This is a genomic window from Glutamicibacter sp. 2E12 (assembly GCF_050030965.1).
Lineage (GTDB): Bacteria > Actinomycetota > Actinomycetes > Actinomycetales > Micrococcaceae > Glutamicibacter.
Genome location: NZ_CP188297.1, coordinates 1,084,262 through 1,099,778, shown reverse-complemented (window position 1 = coordinate 1,099,778; position 15,517 = coordinate 1,084,262). Strand labels below are relative to the sequence as shown.

Genomic DNA, 15,517 nt, shown 5'->3' with positions numbered 1-15,517 from the left:
CACCCCCTATGATCATTGGTTAGACAGGGGCAAGACACCATGCCGAGATTGGTCGGCCGACAGTCCCTATGATCCTCTTTTTAGGGACTATCAAAAAGATAACGGGGCATGGCTTCATGCGGACCGCTCGCGGGCTGATGCGGAATGCAATAGCATTTCCAGCCATCAGTGAATCTACTTAGGCGTTCCCTTGGGGTCGTACTGGGAGGGGATTTCGTCTTCGGATGCTGACTAGATTCGGGTAAGGCGGCGATCCTTTATTCGTAGATCAATGGGCTTTAAGAGTGACTACCAGGTTATTTTCGTCAAGCGGGTTCCTGTAGATTGCGGTGAACTTGTGAATGGAAAACCATAAGGTTATGGCTGCAATAATGCTGCTAAGGAAGCCCGCGGCGAGGATTTCATCATTATTTTGAGTGAGAACCGGAAAGCCGGAGAAACAAGCAACCGCGAAAGAAGCCAACAAGATCCCAGCAGTGGCAAGGGCAAGACACTTCTTTACATGTTTAAATAGTCTTACTTCGAAGAGTGCCGGGTCGTAAAATAATCCGATCTTGGTCTTTGTGCGGTGAACCTGAAGGGTCAATAGTTTTTGCAATGTAGCAAAAATTCCAAATGTGGCCGCAAGAGCGTAGACGCCTGTAAATGCCACCAACTGCCCCTCCGCTGACACTGGACTAAGTATGAATCCTTTGAAAAGAACGCTTGTTGCGAATAGCCATAGAGTTAGAAAGCAAAGAGAACCAACTGGTAGAGCGAACTTCCATCCAGGGACTCGCTCAACGGCGTAAACCAGCGACAAGGCATTCTGGTAGTGATCGGATATCGTCTCATCTTCCTCGGATCGCAAGGAGGCGGTTTTTCGATCTGGTCTCCCCAGAAATCGGCCGCTTTCCGTGCCCTGGCGGCCGCCGTGAACTGTGCTGCTGTTACGAATAGACCAACAAGAGCAACTGTTGTCGTGATAATCTCTGTCAATTTATCTCCTGTCTTGGAGTCATTATGCACAATTGAAACTAGAGGATGAAATTTTTGACGAGCGATCACCCATAATTTGGTCAAACGGGCCGATGGTCTTTGGATACGTTTCAAGAAGGTGCCCGTTGCGAGCTTTGTCAAATAATGAGTATCTATGGTCGGACCTGTTTGCGGGGGAGATGACCCGGAGGAGTTACTTGTCCCAGTTTTGCCGTTGATCGGTATCAAGTTTCAAAGGCCCCATTCGATTTAGCTCGGATTGGCCAACGTAGTGGATGTTGAACGATTGTGACCGTTCGTGCAGATTAGCTGTGTAGTCATTTGAAGCCCCCGGAAATCATTGCAGCCGGTGTTGATTTTTTGAGTGACGTGTTTGTGACCGTCTATTATCGGCGCTCGTCTCGTTGGAATTCGAGAGAGAGCGCGCAAGTTCCGCCGGATTGCGTGTCCAGTGGATCAATAAGATATCCGGAGACTTGCTTTCGGATTCATTGGGTTTTCTTCCACGTTCGAACACTGACCGGGTGCATCGTCCACGCGAATGTCATAGTTCGGGAGGGGATTTAACTACGATTTCATGAGCGTAAGGGCTAACGGCCTGCGTGCGTTGTACAGAGATCCTCCGGAGCTTGGTTTTAGCGACAGGGCTCTGACGAAAGGTTCGCTATCCACGAATCGACTAGCTCTCGCAGTTCTGTCGGCTGAACAGCGCTGACTTTGGCCTGACTCATCGCCAGCCCGAACGCGGCCCAGTTAAGGTTCATATTCTCCGTGCTCACTAGGCTGTTGTCGTCGTCGATTTCTTCGATCTGGAACCAGCGGCCGATCAGCGGCTCCAGTTGTTCTGCGCTGGCATGCACCCGCGCACTCACATCTGGTTGTCCGCTGCCACGCAGTCCAGCACGAACGAAGCTTGATGCATCGCCACCTGGCACCTGTCGGGGTGTGAAGCGCAAGGCCCTGGGTGTTGGGTTCTGTGCGCGGTCCACGCGGAAGCTGCGCCAATCATCGCGGTCCAGATCAAAAGCCACGAGATAGTAGCGGTTGCCAACATTCACCAACTGGACCGGTTCTACCCGGCGTGAAGTTGCTGCTCCCTTGGCATCCTTGTAGTCGAAAGCGATTCGTTCATGATCACGGCAGGCTTGGGCGAAGGCCACTAATACTGCCGGATCCACGGGATCCGAGGCGGAAGACTGGGAATTGAGCGGGATGGTGCTCGCGGTCAAGGCCTGTGCCCGTTTACGCAGCCTGGCCGGCAGCACGGGTACCACTTTCCCCAATGCTCGCAGCGCCGCTTCAGCCAGAGCGGAGGACCCGCCATGCACGGTGGATTGCAGCGACGCCACCAGTGCCACCGCTTCCTCATCGTCGAGCACCAGGGGAGGCAACGCGGTGCCGGAGGCTAACTGATAACCACCTCCCACACCGCGATCGGCCTGCACTGGGTAGCCCAAGTCACGCAACCGGTCGATGTCCCGGCGAACGGTGCGCAGGCTGACGTCAAGGCGTTCTGCGAGCTCGTCTCCGGACCAATAGCGATGGGTCTGCAGTAGCGAGAGTAAGCGCAAGAATCTGGTACTGGTACTCATACGATAAGTCTGCCTTGATTTAGGACAAAAACTGGCACTTTTCACTTCTATTCTGGTTACTACCAGCTGGAAATACCGGCTGCAGCTTATGCCAGGAGGCAATCATGAGCACCATGGCCATCACCAACACCAAGCTCACCGGAGAACGCGCCGACCTGTTCCAGACCCTGGCCAACGCGAGGCATTTTTTGCGTTTTACGGTCCAAGGCTTGAGCGATGAGCAGGCGGAGCAGCGAACCACCGTGAGCGAGCTGACCCTCGGCGGGTTGATCAAACATGTCAGCGCAGTCGAAAAACAGTGGCAGGAATTCATGGTCAAAGGCCGGGCAGCCATGGCGTGGGACGGTGCGGATTTCAGCCAGATGCCACCCGAAGCGATCGAAGCATTCCATAACGAATTCCATATGCAGCCAGGAGATACTCTCGACGCGGTGCTGGAAAACTACGCTTTGATTGCCGACCGCACCGATGCGCTGCTGGCTGAGCTGGATCTGGACACCGTGCACGAGTTGCCTTCGGCCCCATGGTTTGTCGATATCCACTGGTCGGTGCGCCGCACCTTGCTGCACATCATCGCCGAGACCACCCAGCATTCAGGGCATGCGGACATCATCCGCGAATCCCTGGATGGGCAGAAGACCATGGGATAACAACAGGCGGCAATCAAACTTCTAGACAAAGTCACCGTACGGTGACATCATTTGAATATGAAAACCCCATCGTTCACTGTCGGAAGCCTGGCGGATAAGATCCGGACCCAACGTGGTTTCCTAGGGCTGACCCAAGCTGCCTTGGCAAATTCGGTAGGGGTTTCGCGTAAGTTCATCGTTGACTTGGAAGCAGGGAAAGAAACGGTGGCTCTGGGATTAGTGCTTAGGGTTCTGAAGAGACTTGGGTTTGAGGAGCCTGGGCTACGCATTATTAATGACAGGGGCGCTGAAATAGCTGAGGACTTCCGACAGACCCTGGAAGCCAAAAATTTCGAGTTCGCACTGCGTCTCATCAGTGAATATTCGACTGAATCTCTTGAAGCCGGGCGTCCACTCTTGGCACAGTCGCCTGAATTGGAGGACTCGCAATACCAAGTGGCTCTGGCGGCCATAACTAAGTGGATTGCGGGCCAGACCAATACGCCAGTCCCGCAGTGGACCTCGGACATTGTGCGACCAACGGAACCCGTGTTCCTCTCGGAAAAGTTGTATCCGGTAGGGGAGAAGATGAAGGAGCTAATTCGCGCTGAGACGCCTCCAGCACTTCAAGAACTGAATGTGTGGATTCGACAACGGAGCTTGGGAACAGCATGAGTAGAACGGGCTTGGGAAGAAACAGAGTCGTTGACCTGCTCGCAGAACTCGAACGGCGCCTGAACGAACAGGGACTCAACGTGAGAATTAGAGTCGTCGGGGGCTCGGCTATGCTTCTTCACGGCCTGATTGATCGTGCTACGGAAGATATCGATGCTTACTACTCGCATCGGACAGAAGTCGAAAAAATCATAGAGGCGATGGCGGCCGAACACGGTTTGCCTAAAAAGTGGTTGAACTCTAGTGCAGCCGCTTTCATCCCCGACAATGCCTCTTGGGCTCCCGCGCCGGACTCTATTCTTTCCGCAGTCGAAGTTGCTGATTTGCCGACTTTGACCGCCATGAAGCTGGCGGCGGAGCGCGACAAAGACATTCTTGATTTAGGGCACCTGGTCAACGCTTTAAGACTCAGCGACACCAGCGAATTACTTGAACTCGCCTATGACAAGTATGGAGAAGACTCAATTCCGTTGTCTGGGAGTCGGCAAAATTATGAGATTGTCGCAGAAGAGGCCATAACCGTCGCACGGCGTCTAAGAAGCAACAAGAACCCCTAGCCCCCGATATAGGACATTTCGATGCGCTTGCGGTTGCCCGGGGTCAGCGCCGCACGCAGCTCGGAATAATTGTCGTCGCGCTTGCGCCAATGCCCGGTCAGCGCCTTGGCAAGATCCTCGTCGCTGATCCCGTCGCGCATCAGCTGGCGCAGGTCATAGCCCGAGCCGGCAAACAGGCAGGTGTACAGCTGGCCTTCGGCCGAGACCCGGGCGCGCGAGCAATTGCCGCAGAAGGCATTGGTGACGCTGGATATCACGCCGATCTCCCCGGCTCCGTCCTGGTAGCGCCACCGGTTGGCCGTTTCACCCGGTTCGGTTTTGGTCACCGGTTCCAGCGCCCAGCGCTTATTGACCATGGCCACGACCTCGGAGGAGGGCAGCACCTCATCCAGCTTCCAGCCGTTGGTGGTGCCCACATCCATGTATTCGATGAAGCGCAGGATCGCCCCAGTGCCGCGGAAGTGCTCGGCCAGCGACAGGATCTCCGAGTCATTGACCCCGCGCTTGACCACGGTATTGATCTTCACCGGGCCCAGGCCCACTTCACGGGCCACGTCGATGGCGTGCAGTACCCGGGAGACCGGGAAGTCCACGTCGTTGATGGCCTTGAACTTCTCGTCATCCAAGGAATCCAGGGAGATGGTCACGCGGTTCATCCCGGCTTCCTTCAACGCAGGTGCGAGCACCGGCAGCGCCGACCCGTTGGTGGTCATTGCCAGATCCACCGGCTGGCCCTCGGGGGTGCGCAGCTTGGCGAGCATGCCCACCAGGTCCACGATGCCGCGGCGCAGCAGCGGCTCGCCGCCGGTCAACCGCAGCTTGGTGACCCCCAGCGAAACGCTGACGCGGGCCAGCCGCTCGATCTCCTCGAAGCTGAGCAGCTCGGAGCGCTCGCGGAAAACGAAGTCGCGGCCGAAGATCTCCTTGGGCATGCAGTAGACGCAGCGGAAATTGCAGCGGTCTGTCACCGAAATCCGCAGGTCATGCAGGGGCCGTCCACGGGCATCGCCCAGGGTGCCGGCCGCTTGTGCTTTCATACACTCCACAGTAGCCCCCGGCACCGTTGCGTGGAAGACGGTTAACCTGAAAGTAACAAATCAAGTACGCAAAATGGATCGGCTCCGGTTGGCTCGACGGTAGCATTGGCACCAGCCCCCGATTTCAAGGAGATCCCATGCAGCACCGCCCGTTTCCACGGTTCCGAGCCCTTGCCGGGCTCGCGGCGGCCGTGCTGGCTTTGGCGGGCTGTTCGGCCAGCGGCTCTTCCGATCAGGCCGCGTCCGAACCCATCACCATCTCCGCGGCAGCCTCCTTGCAGAGCGCCTTCGAACAGATCTCCGAGGAGTTCACCGCAGAACATCCGGAGGTGCAGATTGCCAGCATCTCCTATGACGGCTCTTCGACCCTGGCCACGCAGATCCTTGAAGGCTCAAACGTGGATGTCTTCGCCTCGGCAGATGAACGCAACATGCTGGAGGTGACCGAGGCCGGGTTCGGCCACGAGCCGGTGATCTTCGCCAGCAACACCATGGTGATCGCGGTGCCGCAGGAGAACCCGGCGGATATCGATTCGCTGGAAGACCTTGCCGGGGCCACCACGGTGCTGTGCGCGCAGCAGGTGCCGTGCGGCTCGGCCTCACACCAGCTGCTCCAGGCCCAGGGCGTCGAAGTGGTCCCAGCCAGCGAGGAGCAGAATGTCACCGCGGTGCTGCAGAAGGTGGCCGCCGGCGAAGCGGATGCCGGACTGGTCTACGCCACCGATGTGCTGGGTGACGAAAACGTCGCCGCGATCGTTCCGGAAGGAGCCGACGAGGTAGTGAACACCTATCCGATCGCCACGCTGGGCGAGAACCCCGGCGCACAGGGCTTCGTGGACTTCGTGATCAGCGAGCGCGGCCAGCAAATCCTGGCAGAGCACGGTTTCGGCACCGGGGCTGCGCAGGCCAATGGCTAGCGATACCGGGGTGCGGGTTCCCGGCTTCGTCATTGCCCCGGCCTTGCTGGGCGTGGGATTGCTGGTGCTGCCGCTGCTGGCGCTTCTCACCCGTGCCAGCTGGTCCACGCTGGTGGCCGATGCCACCAGCCCTCAAGCCCTCTCGGCGCTCTGGCTGAGCTTGCGCACCGGGGTGGCGGCCACCGCCCTGTGCGTGCTGCTCGGCGTGCCGCTGGCGGTGCTGATGGCGCGCAGCTCGGCCCGGGTGGCCCAGCTATTGCGGGCCTTGATCGCCGTCCCGCTGGTGCTTCCGCCCATGGTCGGCGGCGTGGCCCTGCTCTTCCTCTTCGGGCGCACCAGCCCCATCGGACAATTCATCGATTCCATGTGGGGGATTACCCTGCCTTTTTCCACCGCCGCGGTGGTCATTGCCCAGAGCTTCGTGGCTCTGCCCTTCCTGGTGCTCTCCGTGGAAGGATCGCTGCGTGCCGCCGGCGCCGGGTACGAACAGGCCGCCGCCACCCTGGGCGCCGGGCGCTGGATGGTGCTCACCCGCATCACCTTGCCGCTGGCCGCTCCGGGCCTGGTGGCCGGGGTGATCCTGTGCTTCGCGCGGGCCATCGGCGAATTCGGGGCCACCGCGCTGTTCGCCGGCAATGCGCCGGGGGTTACCCAGACCATGCCGCTGGCCATCTACACCGCGTTCAACGGGGCCGGAACCGGACGCGACTCGGCAGTAGCCCTATCGATCCTGCTTCTGGCCACCGCGGTAGTGGTGCTGCTGCTAGTGCGCGCCTGGCGTCCGGGAGCCTTGAAATGACATTGAAGGTTGCGCTGCGCGTGCCGCGTACCGGATTCGACGTAGACGTCGAATTCCAGGTGCCTGCCGGAAGCACGCTGGCGATGATGGGTCCCAGCGGCTCGGGCAAGTCCACCATTGTGCATGCGATTGCCGGGATCCAGAAGATTGCCGAGGGGCGCATCGAGCTTTCCGGTTCCCTGCTGGCCGACGCGAAGCAGCACCGCCCGCCGCACCTGCGCGAGGTAGGCCTGCTGGGCCAAGACCCGCACCTGTTCCCGCACCTGGATGCGCTGAAGAATATCGCCTTTGGCGCCCGGGCCGGGGGACTGGACAAGGCTGCCGCCAAGGCCGTGGCCGCCGAATGGATCGGGCGGCTGGGACTGGAAGAAATCGCCACCCACCGGCCCGAGGCCCTCTCCGGCGGGCAGCGCCAACGCATTGCGCTGGCCCGGGCCTTGGCCGCCCAGCCCAAGATCCTGCTGATCGACGAGCCCTTCGCCTCGCTGGATGTCGAAGCCGCCATGGACATGCGCGCATTGGTGCGCGAAGAGCTGGAACGCACCGCCACCAGCGCCATCGTCGTCTCGCATTCGGCCGCCGACACCTTGGCGCTCGCCGATGACCTGCTGGTGCTGGAACGGGGAAACATCATTGCGCAGGGAACCGTCGAGCAGGTCTTCGCCGATCCGGCCAACCGTTTTGTGCGCGCAGTGGTGGCTACCTTGCCAGCGCAGCACCCCAGGAGCATCCAGGGAGAGCAGCCATGAGTACCGTCAATGAACCCGTGGAACTTGAAGTGCACCGCGCGCGGCTGCTGTCGCAGGTCGTGCCGTTGGCCCCGCAGCAGATCGAGGTGGCAGGCGGTTTCGCCCTCCTGCACGGCGCGGTGCTGGCCGAGGATGCCACCTCCACGCACCCGTTGCCGCTGTGGGACAACTCGGCGATGGACGGCTATGCGGTGCGCTCCGAGGATACCGCTGAGGCGCCAATTGCCCTGGAAGTCGTCGGCGAAGTGCCCGCGGGCAGCGGCTGGGACCCGAAGCTGGAACCGGGCCAGTGCGTGAAGATCATGACCGGTGCTCCGATCCCGACGGATGCCGATGCCGTGGTGCGCATCGAGGATACTTCAGCCGCTGCAGATGGCTGGGATGCCGCCACCGTGCAGATCCATGGACCGGTGCCAGCAGGCAAGGACATCCGCCGCAGCGGCGAGGACAAGGCCGCCGGTGACCTGGTGGCCTATGCCGGCGAGCAGCTCACCGCGGCCCGTCTTTCCGCCTTGGCGGCAGCCGGTGCCAGCAAGCTGTCGGTGCGCACACAGCCCAAGGTGGCCGTGCTGGTCACCGGGGCGGAATTGCTATCGCCCGGGAAAACGCTGTCGCGCGGGCAAATCCCGGAAACCAATTCGCTGCTCATGGCAGGGCTCCTGGCTGAATCCGGCATCCAGGCAGCTACCGTGGTGCACTGCGTGGATGACACTCAAGCGGTCCGCGAACAGCTGGACCTGCTTGGAGCAACCCATGATGTCGTCCTGAGCACCGGGGGAGTTGGTCCCGGTGCCTATGATGTGATGCGCCAAGTGCTGGAAGCAGAACCTGAGGTGCAGGCAACCCGGGTGAAGATCCGCCCCGGGCAGCCGCAGTGCGCAGGCCGCTTGGAGGGCGGCGCGATGGTCTTCGCCCTGCCGGGCAACCCGGTCAGCGCGGCGGTCAGCTTCGAGCTGTTCGTGCGCCCCTGCCTGCGGGCCATGCAAGGCCACCGCGAGGTGCTGCGCCCAACTTTGCGCGCCATCGCCGCGGTGGGATGGAAAGCCGCAGCCGGACGCATGCAGGTCATCCCGGTAGTCTTCGAGCATGGGGAACAACTGCGGTGCGCCCCGGCGGTCCAAGCCAGCAGCATTTCCCATTCGGTGGGCGGCTTCGGCGCCGCCCAAGGCTACGCGCTGGTCCCGCCTGGCATCGAGCGGGTCAACCCGGGCGATGCGGTCGAAGTGCTGAGGATGATTCCATGAACACGCTGGAGCTCGCCGGCTTCGATGCCCTGGTACTGGCTGGCGGCAGGGGGACCCGACTCGGTGGCGACGGCAAAGCCGAAATTGAGCTGCACGGCAAGCGCCTGGTTGACCGCGTGGTCACCGCGGCCCGCAAGACCGGCGCACGACGGGTAGTGGTGGTCGGCCCGGAATCCACTGGTACCAAGGCTGACGCTGTCATCCGGGAAGACCCGCCATTTGCCGGTCCGTTGGCGGGAATCGCCGCCGGGCTTGCCGAGCTTGCCGCCAGCGGCAATGGGGAATGGACCATGGTGCTGGCCTGCGACCTGCAACGGCCGGTTGCCGTGGCCAGCGCATTAATCGGTGGCTTTGGACAACGTGCAGATGACGGCCTGTTGCTGGTTGACGCTGAAGGCCATGCCCAGTGGCTGGCAGGAATCTATCGCACCTCGGCACTGGGTTCGGTCTGCGCAGAGCTGGGCGAGAACCTGGTCAATGCCCCGGTGCGCCGAGCCTTGAATCAGCTGCAGCTGGCGCGGGTGCCGGTGGATGATGAAACCAGCAGTGATATTGATACCCCGCAGGCGTTGGAAAGCGCCCGCCAAAATCGAAGGAAAGCCATGGCACAGCATCTACCGCCAGAAGCACTGAATGATTGGCTGGAAGCAGCCGCCAAGGAATTGGGCTTGGACTCCAGCGAAGTGGATATCGCTACCGTGCTTGATGTTGCCAAGCATGTAGCTCACGAGGTGGCCCGACCAGCGGCACCCCTGAGCACCTTCCTGCTCGGCCTCGCCATGGGCAGCGGCAAGGGAGACTTGTCCGGGCTGTCGGAGCAGTTGGTTTCTCGTGCCCACCGCTGGGCCGATGAGCATCCTGAAGGAACAGCGTAAGCCATGAATCCCTTGAGACCGCAGTGCAATACCAGTGAAATTGTGCGCAAGGTTGGAGCGAATTGAAGAGTGGCCCTTTTCGATTTGTTGCCGGACTGACCGCTAATTGCAGATCCTGGGAGTGCTTCGAGGCGTGCGCCTTTTCACCGAGCCCTGACTTAGGCAGGAAATCAAGGAAGCTTCGTTAATTTGAATACCGGGGATTCAGTAATCGCCCGATTCCTGGTCGCGATTGTCTCGCAGGACGAGCAGACGACCAGAATGCGCCATTTGCTTGCAGGGGCGCTAGTGGACTTTCGGCAACGCTTCCTCCGCGTGGAGGCGAGTCCGGTCGGCAATCTTGATGATCCGGTCAATCACGGTGCGTGTGCTCACCCGAGTCCGTGCTTCGGGCCTGGTCAAGATGTCGATATGGCGGCCGAGGGAGAGGTCTGCCAGGGGACGCAGCACTACGTGCTCGCGGAAATATGGGGTCAGCCCCGTATATCGAGGCAGCAACCCAAGCATGCGGGTTTCGGCGATGATCGCCGCCACCAGGTTGAACTCATTGACGCGATGCGCGATCTGAATCGGGTTTCCGGCACTGGCAAACATCGCTTGGACCAGCAACGGTTCCAGTGCGAATCCCTCGTGTGCTGCGACCCAGGTTTCGCCCACCAAATCGGCCAAGCGCACCGTTTCCTGCTGAGCTAACGGGTGTTCCCGGTGGAGTGCCACGTCGATCGGCTCTTGTAGGACGGGCGTGACGTGCACCCTGTTGCCCGGCCATGCAGCTGAGGCCAGCGGGCGGTGGGCGATGACCAGATCATGGTTCCCGACCAGATCGACGAACCCGTTGATAGACACGTCTTCGTCCCGGCAATGCACCATGGGGCCGTCTGGATCGCTCAGGCTGCTGGCGATGAGCGGCGGAAACCAGGCCAGTCCGGCACTGTGGAAAGCGGTGACCGAAACGGGCTCTTGACGTGCCAGCAGGTATTCGGAGACGGAATTCTCTGCGCGTGCGAGAGACTCCAGTACTTCTCCGCCGGCGTCGGCCAACCGCTCCCCAGCGGGGGTGAGCACCAGCACGCGGCCGCGCGGCTCGGTCAGGGCAACTGGCATCCCGCGTTGCAGCGCTGCAAGCTGCTGGGATACGGCAGACGGCGAAAGGTGCAGAGCCTGGGCTACTGCAGTTACCGAGCCCCGGTCCCTGAGCTCGCGCAGGGTTCGCAGGTGATGCACTTCCATGAATCTTAGCTTACGGGATAGTGAAGACACTGGCCGTTGTTCTGCATGGTTTGCCTTCCTAAAGTGAAAGCATGCCAGAAAATCCCCGTGCGACCCATCGCTTTCTTCCCGATATAATCCTGATGATCATCGCAATCATGTGGGGCGGGAGCTACCTGGCAACCCAAGATCTCGCGATGGCCTCGTCTGCTGCCGCGGTGATGTGCGCCCGTTTCCTGCCCGCAGCGGCAATCTTGCTCTGCGTGAATCTCGCCCGCTCCAACATGCGGCTCCGGGACTCGACTTTGCCCGGAGTCCTGCTCGGGACCATGCGAGCGGCGACTATCGCTTTGGAAACCATTGGTGTCACGCTCACAAGTGCTACCAATGCCGGACTTATCATAGCCCTTTCCATTCTCTTCACCCCGTTGCTCGAATCCGCACTCACGAGAAGACGGCTTTCCCCGTCTCTGGTCTCCAGTGTTCTTCTTGCACTGGTCGGAATCACGCTGCTCGTGGGTGGGCAGGGATTTTCCGGGGCCAATCTGGGTGATGGCCTGATGCTCCTTGCGGCGGTAACCCGGGCCCTGCTCGGTGTTGCCGAGGCACGGTTTACCATTGGCAGGAACGCTGATGTGCTGGGACTAACCACGGTCGAGATAGTGTTCGGAGCTGCGATCTTCGCCGCGTGGGGCGGCAATTCGTTGCTGGAGCATCTTCCGGGTTTCAGCATCGAAAATTGGCTCACCATCGCCTATCTGTGCCTGGGCTGCACCATCTTCGCTTTTCTCGGGCAGCTGTGGGCCACTAAGCACACCTCGGCGTCACGTGCGGGCATGCTTCTTGGCACAGAACCAGGATGGGCACTGCTGGCAGGAGTGCTCCTGGCCTCAGATCCGATAGGCGCACTCGGATATGCGGGCGCCGCTGTACTCCTGGGGGCCACGTGGTGGGGTGCGCGTGCTGAACAACGCTGGCGCGGAAGCGGCCCAACGGCCAAGGAAGGCTTGGCACCGGTGATTGGGCCAGCTGACGGCAACTGACCCGGCAAGGCGATATCCATCCTGTCCCGGGAGCTGCGAATGCTGCACATACGGGATGTACTCCTATTCGTATTCTGCGTTTGCGCGTGCAACCTGTAGCCGCCGTTACGGGGGAAACCACGGCTCTCCTTGGACCTGCACCCGAGGCCGGACTGAATAATGGCGTAATGTCCCCACCTTTCGATCTTGCAAGTAGCCGGATTTCCCTGAAACCGTCCTGCGAACGTCACCTTGATGCTCGGGCTTGTTACCTAGGCGTCAGAGCGAGCGGTCACTGCTGTGCACCGTCCTGCAGCGGCCTATTTTCCTGTTTCCATCGCGGCATTAGACTCGGCTCATGCCAATTGATAAAAGTGACCGCGGCGCGCTGCTGCGCGAATATCTCAACGATGCCCGCGAAGCCATCTTGTGGAAATGCGAAGGCCTGAGCGATGCCCAAGCGCGAACGCCCATGACCTCGACAGGTACCCACGCCATGGGGCTGCTGCTTCACCTGGCCGTCACCGAATCCGGGTATTTCATCGAATGCCTGGGCCGCGAAATTCAGAATCCGATTATCCGGAGCATCTCCGATTCCGATGACGCGCAAGCAGACTTCCTCCCGCCACCGGGGATGACTCTGAATGATGCAGTCATGTTCTACAAGGAAGCGATTGCCGCAGCCGATGGAGTGCTTGACGAGCTGGAGCTGGGTTCACCGGCTGTAGTGCCATGGTGGGGAAAGCATCGGCACACCACGGTGGAACGGCTCCTGGTGCATATGATCGCAGAGTCGCACCGGCATGCCGGGCACTTGGATATCGTCCGGGAGCAGCTGGACGGTTTCGTCGGTCTACGGCCATCGGCACCTAACTTGCCAGAGCTCACTGCCGACCAGTGGGAAGAACAACGCTTGCAGATGAAAAAGCTAGCCGAGAACGCCTAGTTCTTCCGGCGTGTTGATTCTGTCGTCCGGCAGGCTTGCGGCGGAGATCCCCGAACCAGAACCCTGCTGGACATTTTGAAATAAGGGACCTGTGACTCCCCGGCACTTCAGTTCGTCGATTGAGCGGCTGCAATGGTGGGGAACCACGTGCAGCTCAAACCCAACATCGACCTAGCGCTAGCGGCAATGCCCGATGCCGAATGCATGGCTCCTGGCGCGAAACCGATGAGGAACGGACTGTGCTCCCGGCCAGGCCAGCCGCTGCTGTTGGTATTATCAAGCAATGCCGAGCGTGATAGAACAAGCAGTTTGCTACGTCGTCCAAGACGATCACCTGCTGGTCTTCACGCATTTGCAGCACCCTATGCGTGTCACCGGAGTCCAAGTGCCGGCTGGAACCCTCCAGCCGGGTGAAACCCCCGGTCGAGCGGCCGTACGTGAGCTCTTCGAGGAGACTGGAATAGAAGGCTTCGTTACACGAGACCTTGGAACGATGGCCTATGACTTACGGCCCATGAGAGACGAAATTGCTAACCGGCACTTCTTCGAACTCAGTGTTCCCCGGCAAGATCTTTCACGGCGTTGGATAGCCGGTGAACAAGATCCCTCGCATGGCGGCACACCCGAGTCCTGGGAATGCTGGTGGCTACCACTGGCACAGGCGCACGTCCTGGCAGCCGGGCTCGGTGCCATGCTCGGGAAACTCAGCGACGAGTCGAACCCTGTCCTCAGCTGAGCAGGAACGCCGCATCGTCATCGGTATGATCTATCCATGAACAGTTCCATGGACGAATCCGAGTCCCGCACGGTCCGAATGTTTCCGGACCATGCGGATACAGTTTTATGGTTTCCAGACCCGGTTCCCTATGACGCGGCAGGGCTGTCGCCCGAACTGGCAGCCGATCTTGCCGGATGGGAAGAGCTCTTCTATGAAGGCCTGGACCGTGACTACGAATGGAACTCAGCGGAGCTCGGTCGCGAGTTCTATGCCCAAGGATTACTGCTGGCACAGCGTATAGCCGATGAACTCGGCAACAAGTTCATCATCGATTTGAGCGCTCAAGACGATGACTGCCCTGCGCGCAGCTTCCAGGCGAGCGGTACAGCTCAGAATCCTCAGGCTGCCGAAGCTTTCGAGGCTTTTGTCGTGGAAAACAACCGGTTCCAAGCGGACGTTGCCGAAGCCCGGGAAAGGGCTCTGCGTGGGGAGCATCCTGGTTGGTACGCCTATGCGCCGCTGTCGCAAACGGTGTTTGATCCGCAAAATCCCGAGCGCAAGTAGCCCTCAGGCTGTCCCGAGCCAGCTTGATCTGTACGGGTGGATTCTCGGCTGCAGCCCGAATGCGTGACGCGCATTGGGGTGCAGGCCGGGAATCTTCAGACGGTTGCGGCACGGCGACGGGCGACTGCGAAGAACACGAGGGTTGCCACCGAGCAGACCACGATTGCCACGATGCTGGCTTCGGGTCCAAAGGCTCCTCCGGACAGCCAGTCCGGTCCGCTGATCACTGCGGTGACCAGCGAATCGCGCGCCTCGGATCCCGAGGTGACCGAGCCGAAAAGGCCGGTGGTCGCGAAGTTCCAGCCGAAGTGCACGCCGATCGCCAGCCAAAGCGATCCGGTGGCAAGGTAGGCGGCGCCGAGCATGATTCCAGCTTCGATCATGATGGCGAAGGCACCCCACAGCGACGCGTCCGGATTCACCAGGTGGACGAGCCCGAAGAGGATTGACGAGACGCTCAGCGCCACCGTGGTACCCCAACGGCCACGCAGCAGGCGGAAGACCACGCCGCGGAAGAACACTTCCTCCGACACCGCAACCGCGCACATCATTCCGGCGACGGCCAGCATTCCGGAAACGGAGCCCCAGCCGGTGATCGTGTACGCGCCGAAGAGGGCAAGGAGGCCCACTGTGGCCCCGGACATCAGCACCCCGAGCCCCGTTCCGACCAGCACATGGCGGACGGCGTTGCGCCTCGGGAATTCTTCTGCCTTACGGCGTTCGACTCGTTGTCCCGCAATGCTGAACAGGCCGATCATTGCCACGGCCAGGATGGGTCCGATGATCAAGGCTGCCACCGGATTGCGCGGCCACGCGGCCAGGGCATTGGCCATCAGCATTGCGATGGCCATTCCAGTGACCATCAGGGTTGTGGAGATCCAGGTTTTATGCCTGAGGGAGGGCGATTTCTGCGTAGCTTCTGTCATTCTTGCTCCTTGTTCGCTACCCGATAGTGGGTGTGAACAAGACGCTACGGCGTTGGGGCGCGGGGCAAATCACCCGCGGG

The 15,517-nt window shown here is 60.5% G+C and carries 18 protein-coding genes; 12 read left to right on the top strand and 6 right to left on the bottom strand.

The window, feature by feature from the left end:
- Positions 1 to 268: 268 nt before the first annotated feature.
- The 3 genes from ACP3TE_RS05075 to ACP3TE_RS05065 form a co-directional block, all read right to left on the bottom strand.
- Positions 269 to 673 (bottom strand): hypothetical protein, encoded by a 405-nt coding sequence (locus ACP3TE_RS05075; protein WP_426735614.1) that lies wholly within the window; start codon positions 671 to 673, stop codon positions 269 to 271.
- Between the two features lie 53 nt (positions 674 to 726).
- On the bottom strand, positions 727 to 1,119 hold the full coding sequence (locus tag ACP3TE_RS05070) for a hypothetical protein (protein ID WP_426735612.1): 393 nt from the start codon (positions 1,117 to 1,119) through the stop codon (positions 727 to 729).
- A 494-nt stretch (positions 1,120 to 1,613) separates the two neighbouring features.
- Positions 1,614 to 2,570 (bottom strand): helix-turn-helix transcriptional regulator, encoded by a 957-nt coding sequence (locus tag ACP3TE_RS05065; RefSeq protein WP_426735610.1) that lies wholly within the window; start codon positions 2,568 to 2,570, stop codon positions 1,614 to 1,616.
- A 104-nt stretch (positions 2,571 to 2,674) separates the two neighbouring features.
- Between ACP3TE_RS05065 and ACP3TE_RS05060 the strand changes: the two genes are divergently transcribed.
- From ACP3TE_RS05060 to ACP3TE_RS05050, 3 genes are read left to right on the top strand one after another with little or no spacing between them, the layout of a single operon-like run.
- Positions 2,675 to 3,220, top strand: coding sequence for a DinB family protein (locus tag ACP3TE_RS05060; RefSeq protein ID WP_166650882.1), 546 nt, complete (start codon positions 2,675 to 2,677; stop codon positions 3,218 to 3,220).
- 57 nt (positions 3,221 to 3,277) lie between these two features.
- On the top strand, positions 3,278 to 3,874 hold the full coding sequence (locus ACP3TE_RS05055) for a helix-turn-helix transcriptional regulator (protein ID WP_133835082.1): 597 nt from the start codon (positions 3,278 to 3,280) through the stop codon (positions 3,872 to 3,874).
- Positions 3,871 to 4,431: a DUF6036 family nucleotidyltransferase gene (locus ACP3TE_RS05050; protein ID WP_133835083.1), complete on the top strand. Its 561-nt coding sequence runs from the start codon at positions 3,871 to 3,873 to the stop codon at positions 4,429 to 4,431. Before ACP3TE_RS05055 ends, ACP3TE_RS05050 begins: the two co-directional genes overlap by 4 nt.
- On the opposite strand, the gene moaA is transcribed toward ACP3TE_RS05050, so the two are convergent.
- Positions 4,428 to 5,468, bottom strand: coding sequence for a GTP 3',8-cyclase MoaA (gene moaA, locus ACP3TE_RS05045; RefSeq protein ID WP_426735607.1), 1,041 nt, complete (start codon positions 5,466 to 5,468; stop codon positions 4,428 to 4,430). The genes ACP3TE_RS05050 and moaA overlap by 4 nt on opposite strands.
- 137 nt (positions 5,469 to 5,605) lie before the next feature.
- Here moaA and modA point away from each other — a divergent pair, with 137 nt between their 5' ends.
- The 5 genes from modA to ACP3TE_RS05020 are packed head-to-tail and all read left to right on the top strand — an operon-like array spanning position 5,606 to position 10,052.
- Complete coding sequence (gene modA / locus ACP3TE_RS05040) at positions 5,606 to 6,385, top strand: molybdate ABC transporter substrate-binding protein (RefSeq protein ID WP_426735605.1); 780 nt, start codon at positions 5,606 to 5,608, stop codon at positions 6,383 to 6,385.
- The gene (locus tag ACP3TE_RS05035) at positions 6,378 to 7,184 is read left to right on the top strand and encodes an ABC transporter permease (protein WP_426735604.1); all 807 of its coding nucleotides are present in this window, start codon (positions 6,378 to 6,380) and stop codon (positions 7,182 to 7,184) included. Before modA ends, ACP3TE_RS05035 begins: the two co-directional genes overlap by 8 nt.
- A complete protein-coding gene (locus ACP3TE_RS05030) occupies positions 7,181 to 7,933 on the top strand; it encodes an ATP-binding cassette domain-containing protein (protein WP_426735602.1) in 753 nt (250 codons plus the stop codon). The genes ACP3TE_RS05035 and ACP3TE_RS05030 overlap by 4 nt, the downstream gene beginning before the upstream one ends.
- Positions 7,930 to 9,177 (top strand): molybdopterin-binding protein, encoded by a 1,248-nt coding sequence (gene glp / locus ACP3TE_RS05025; RefSeq protein ID WP_332489268.1) that lies wholly within the window; start codon positions 7,930 to 7,932, stop codon positions 9,175 to 9,177. Before ACP3TE_RS05030 ends, glp begins: the two co-directional genes overlap by 4 nt.
- Positions 9,174 to 10,052: an NTP transferase domain-containing protein gene (locus tag ACP3TE_RS05020; protein ID WP_332489269.1), complete on the top strand. Its 879-nt coding sequence runs from the start codon at positions 9,174 to 9,176 to the stop codon at positions 10,050 to 10,052. Before glp ends, ACP3TE_RS05020 begins: the two co-directional genes overlap by 4 nt.
- A gap of 285 nt (positions 10,053 to 10,337) precedes the next feature.
- Here the strand turns inward: ACP3TE_RS05020 and ACP3TE_RS05015 are convergent, their stop codons facing one another.
- Positions 10,338 to 11,282, bottom strand: coding sequence for a LysR family transcriptional regulator (locus ACP3TE_RS05015; protein ID WP_332489270.1), 945 nt, complete (start codon positions 11,280 to 11,282; stop codon positions 10,338 to 10,340).
- Positions 11,283 to 11,404: 122 nt separating this feature from the next.
- Between ACP3TE_RS05015 and ACP3TE_RS05010 the strand changes: the two genes are divergently transcribed.
- The 4 genes from ACP3TE_RS05010 (at position 11,405) to ACP3TE_RS04995 (ending at position 14,511) form a co-directional block, all read left to right on the top strand.
- Entirely contained in the window at positions 11,405 to 12,304 is a 900-nt protein-coding gene (locus tag ACP3TE_RS05010) for a DMT family transporter (protein WP_332731106.1), read from the top strand.
- A gap of 337 nt (positions 12,305 to 12,641) precedes the next feature.
- Entirely contained in the window at positions 12,642 to 13,229 is a 588-nt protein-coding gene (locus tag ACP3TE_RS05005) for a DinB family protein (protein ID WP_332489272.1), read from the top strand.
- Positions 13,230 to 13,512: 283 nt separating this feature from the next.
- The gene (locus ACP3TE_RS05000) at positions 13,513 to 13,965 is read left to right on the top strand and encodes an NUDIX domain-containing protein (protein ID WP_332489273.1); all 453 of its coding nucleotides are present in this window, start codon (positions 13,513 to 13,515) and stop codon (positions 13,963 to 13,965) included.
- A gap of 36 nt (positions 13,966 to 14,001) precedes the next feature.
- Positions 14,002 to 14,511 (top strand): hypothetical protein, encoded by a 510-nt coding sequence (locus ACP3TE_RS04995; protein ID WP_332489274.1) that lies wholly within the window; start codon positions 14,002 to 14,004, stop codon positions 14,509 to 14,511.
- Between the two features lie 95 nt (positions 14,512 to 14,606).
- Here the strand turns inward: ACP3TE_RS04995 and ACP3TE_RS04990 are convergent, their stop codons facing one another.
- On the bottom strand, positions 14,607 to 15,437 hold the full coding sequence (locus tag ACP3TE_RS04990) for a CPBP family intramembrane glutamic endopeptidase (RefSeq protein WP_332595196.1): 831 nt from the start codon (positions 15,435 to 15,437) through the stop codon (positions 14,607 to 14,609).
- Positions 15,438 to 15,517 lie beyond the last annotated feature (80 nt).